The organism is Paraburkholderia sp. CNPSo 3076 (assembly GCF_026343935.1).
GTDB classification, from domain to species: Bacteria; Pseudomonadota; Gammaproteobacteria; order Burkholderiales; family Burkholderiaceae; genus Paraburkholderia; species Paraburkholderia nodosa.
The window spans coordinates 1-4854 of sequence record NZ_JAPMAL010000093.1 but is presented as its reverse complement, the minus strand read 5'-3'; the positions used below and the strand labels follow the sequence as shown (position 1 = coordinate 4854).

Annotated in this window: 2 tRNA genes and 2 rRNA genes; all 4 read right to left on the bottom strand. The window is 54.0% G+C overall.

The features are described 5' to 3' along the window. Positions 1 to 57 precede the first annotated feature (57 nt). Positions 58 to 2938, bottom strand: a 23S ribosomal RNA gene (locus M3A49_RS41890). Positions 2939 to 3247: 309 nt separating this feature from the next. Then, a tRNA-Ala gene (locus M3A49_RS41885) sits at positions 3248 to 3323 on the bottom strand. A gap of 39 nt (positions 3324 to 3362) precedes the next feature. Beyond that, positions 3363 to 3439 (bottom strand) — tRNA-Ile (locus tag M3A49_RS41880). A gap of 66 nt (positions 3440 to 3505) precedes the next feature. After that, a 16S ribosomal RNA gene (locus M3A49_RS41875) occupies positions 3506 to 4854 on the bottom strand; the annotation flags it as partial.

Genomic DNA, 4854 nt, shown 5'->3' with positions numbered 1-4854 from the left:
GATTCTCTCAACCTGTGCGTCCTGCTCACCCACGCGGGGCGGAGGCACACCTGTTATAGGATCAAGCCTTACGGGCAATTAGTATCAGTTAGCTTAACGCATTACTGCGCTTCCACACCTGACCTATCAACGTCCTGGTCTCGAACGACCCTTCAAGGGGCTCGAAGCCCCGGGGATATCTCATCTCAAGGCGAGTTTCCCGCTTAGATGCTTTCAGCGGTTATCTCTTCCGAACATAGCTACCCGGCGATGCCACTGGCGTGACAACCGGTACACCAGAGGTTCGTCCACTCCGGTCCTCTCGTACTAGGAGCAGGTCCCTTCAAATATCCAGCGCCCACGGCAGATAGGGACCAAACTGTCTCACGACGTTTTAAACCCAGCTCACGTACCTCTTTAAATGGCGAACAGCCATACCCTTGGGACCGGCTACAGCCCCAGGATGAGATGAGCCGACATCGAGGTGCCAAACACCGCCGTCGATATGAACTCTTGGGCGGTATCAGCCTGTTATCCCCAGAGTACCTTTTATCCGTTGAGCGATGGCCCTTCCATACAGAACCACCGGATCACTATGACCTGCTTTCGCACCTGTTCGACTTGTGAGTCTCACAGTCAAGCACGCTTATGCCATTGCACTATCAGCACGATTTCCGACCGTACCTAGCGTACCTTCGTACTCCTCCGTTACCCTTTGGGAGGAGACCGCCCCAGTCAAACTGCCTACCATGCACTGTCCCCGATCCGGATCACGGACCAAGGTTAGAACCTCAAACAGATCAGGGTGGTATTTCAAGGACGGCTCCACGGAAACTAGCGTTCCCGCTTCACAGCCTCCCACCTATCCTACACAAACCGGTTCAAAGTCCAATGCAAAGCTACAGTAAAGGTTCATGGGGTCTTTCCGTCTAGCCGCGGGGAGATTGCATCATCACAAACACTTCAACTTCGCTGAGTCTCGGGAGGAGACAGTGTGGCCATCGTTACGCCATTCGTGCAGGTCGGAACTTACCCGACAAGGAATTTCGCTACCTTAGGACCGTTATAGTTACGGCCGCCGTTTACCGGGACTTCAATCAAGAGCTTGCACCCCATCATTTAATCTTCCGGCACCGGGCAGGCGTCACACCCTATACGTCCACTTTCGTGTTTGCAGAGTGCTGTGTTTTTATTAAACAGTCGCAGCCACCAGTTTATTGCAACCCCTTCACCCTTCTGGCGCAAGCCAGTCAAGCTACCAGGGCGTACCTTATCCCGAAGTTACGGTACCAATTTGCCGAGTTCCTTCTCCCGAGTTCTCTCAAGCGCCTTAGAATACTCATCTCGCCCACCTGTGTCGGTTTGCGGTACGGTCACTGTGAAACTGAAGCTTAGAGGCTTTTCTTGGAACCACTTCCAGTTGCTTCTTCACCTAGGTGAATGGCCTCGCACCCTTGAATTCCGCGCCCGGATTTGCCAAAGCGCCTTCTCCAATGCAAGGACCGGGACTTCCAACACCCGGACAACCTTCCGCGATCCGTCCCCCCATCGCATTTCACAATGGTGCAGGAATATTGACCTGCTTCCCATCAGCTACGCATTTCTGCCTCGCCTTAGGGGCCGACTCACCCTACGCCGATGAACGTTGCGTAGGAAACCTTGGGCTTACGGCGAGGGGGCCTTTCACCCCCTTTATCGCTACTCATGTCAGCATTCGCACTTCCGATACCTCCAGCACGCTTTTCAACGCACCTTCGCAGGCTTACGGAACGCTCTCCTACCATGCGAGACTAGCTCGCATCCGCAGCTTCGGTATATGACTTAGCCCCGTTACATCTTCCGCGCAGGACGACTCGATCAGTGAGCTATTACGCTTTCTTTAAAGGGTGGCTGCTTCTAAGCCAACCTCCTGACTGTTTTAGCCTTCCCACTTCGTTTCCCACTTAGTCATATTTGGGGACCTTAGCTGGCGGTCTGGGTTGTTTCCCTCTTGACACCGGACGTTAGCACCCGATGTCTGTCTCCCGTGATTGCACTCTTCGGTATTCGGAGTTTGCTATGGCGAAGTAATCCGCAATGGACCCTTCAACCATGACAGTGCTCTACCCCCGAAGGTGATACACGAGGCACTACCTAAATAGTTTTCGGAGAGAACCAGCTATTTCCAGGTTTGTTTAGCCTTTCACCCCTATCCACAGCTCATCCCCTAACTTTTCAACGTTAGTGGGTTCGGTCCTCCAGCACGTGTTACCGTGCCTTCAACCTGGCCATGGATAGATCACCTGGTTTCGGGTCTACACCCAGCGACTGAACGCCCTGTTCGGACTCGCTTTCGCTACGCCTGCCCTATTCGGTTAAGCTTGCCACTGAATGTAAGTCGCTGACCCATTATACAAAAGGTACGCCGTCACCCCTTGCGAGGCTCCGACTGTTTGTATGCATGCGGTTTCAGGATCTGTTTCACTCCCCTCCCGGGGTTCTTTTCGCCTTTCCCTCACGGTACTGGTTCACTATCGGTCGATCACGAGTATTTAGCCTTGGAGGATGGTCCCCCCATCTTCAGACAGGATTTCACGTGTCCCGCCCTACTTGTCGTACACCTAGTTCTTCCATTCCGTCTTCGCCTACGGGGCTATCACCCACTATGGCCGCACTTTCCAGAGCGTTTGGCTGACGGTACGGATAAAGAGTACAGGCTGGTCCCATTTCGCTCGCCACTACTTTGGGAATCTCGGTTGATTTCTTTTCCTGCGGCTACTTAGATGTTTCAGTTCGCCGCGTTCGCCTCACATGACCTATGTATTCAGTCACGGATACTCCATTCGGAGTGGGTTTCCCCATTCGGACATCTACGGATCAAAGCTCGTTTGCCAGCTCCCCGTAGCTTTTCGCAGGCTACCGCGTCCTTCATCGCCTGTGATCGCCAAGGCATCCACCACATGCACTTGTTCGCTTGACCCTATAACGGGTGTGTCTCGGCCATGATTGCTCACGGCGAGGCTCACTCGCTACAGGTTGAGTATTCGTGTTGCGCCGTATTTCAAGGCAATCTTTCGATCACTTAAAAATACATTGATACAATCACAACCCTGATTCACCTACTTGACGGCCATCTCTGTCCGCGTTCGGATGAATCTCTTTACTACTTCTTCCTGATTGTTAAAGAACGACAGCCGATACTTTCGCAGTGATGCGTCGTACCGCTCTGACTGGCTCAATCGCCAATGCAAAAGGTTCTGCTTCGTGCAGAACGCTGTGCATTGAGGATTGGTGGAGGATGACGGGATCGAACCGACGACCCCCTGCTTGCAAAGCAGGTGCTCTCCCAGCTGAGCTAATCCCCCAGTCACACATACTCAAGGGGATCTGCCCGCCACAGACAGTGGTGGGTCTGGATGGATTCGAACCATCGACCCCCGCCTTATCAAGACGGTGCTCTAACCGACTGAGCTACAGACCCCTGAGTCTGTCTTTCTTACAGCCGACAAGTGTGAGCGCTTAAAACGCAGTGAGCGATGAGCTCATGAAAGGAGGTGATCCAGCCGCACCTTCCGATACGGCTACCTTGTTACGACTTCACCCCAGTCATGAATCCTGCCGTGGTGACCGTCCTCCTTGCGGTTAGACTAGCCACTTCTGGCAAAACCCACTCCCATGGTGTGACGGGCGGTGTGTACAAGACCCGGGAACGTATTCACCGCGGCATGCTGATCCGCGATTACTAGCGATTCCAGCTTCACGCAGTCGAGTTGCAGACTGCGATCCGGACTACGATCGGTTTTCTGGGATTGGCTCCACCTCGCGGCTTGGCAACCCTCTGTTCCGACCATTGTATGACGTGTGAAGCCCTACCCATAAGGGCCATGAGGACTTGACGTCATCCCCACCTTCCTCCGGTTTGTCACCGGCAGTCTCCCTGGAGTGCTCTTGCGTAGCAACTAGGGACAAGGGTTGCGCTCGTTGCGGGACTTAACCCAACATCTCACGACACGAGCTGACGACAGCCATGCAGCACCTGTGTTACGGCTCCCTTTCGGGCACATCCACCTCTCAGCGGACTTCCGTACATGTCAAGGGTAGGTAAGGTTTTTCGCGTTGCATCGAATTAATCCACATCATCCACCGCTTGTGCGGGTCCCCGTCAATTCCTTTGAGTTTTAATCTTGCGACCGTACTCCCCAGGCGGTCAACTTCACGCGTTAGCTACGTTACCAAGCCAATGAAGGCCCGACAACCAGTTGACATCGTTTAGGGCGTGGACTACCAGGGTATCTAATCCTGTTTGCTCCCCACGCTTTCGTGCATGAGCGTCAGTATTGGCCCAGGGGGCTGCCTTCGCCATCGGTATTCCTCCACATCTCTACGCATTTCACTGCTACACGTGGAATTCTACCCCCCTCTGCCATACTCCAGCGATGCAGTCACCAATGCAGTTCCCAGGTTAAGCCCGGGGATTTCACATCGGTCTTACATCACCGCCTGCGCACGCTTTACGCCCAGTAATTCCGATTAACGCTCGCACCCTACGTATTACCGCGGCTGCTGGCACGTAGTTAGCCGGTGCTTATTCTTCCGGTACCGTCATCCCCGACGGATATTAGCCATCAGGATTTCTTTCCGGACAAAAGTGCTTTACAACCCGAAGGCCTTCTTCACACACGCGGCATTGCTGGATCAGGCTTGCGCCCATTGTCCAAAATTCCCCACTGCTGCCTCCCGTAGGAGTCTGGGCCGTGTCTCAGTCCCAGTGTGGCTGGTCGTCCTCTCAGACCAGCTACGGATCGTCGCCTTGGTGGGCCTTTACCCCACCAACTAGCTAATCCGCCATCGGCCACCCCAATAGCGCGAGGTCTTGCGATCCCCCGCTTTCATCCA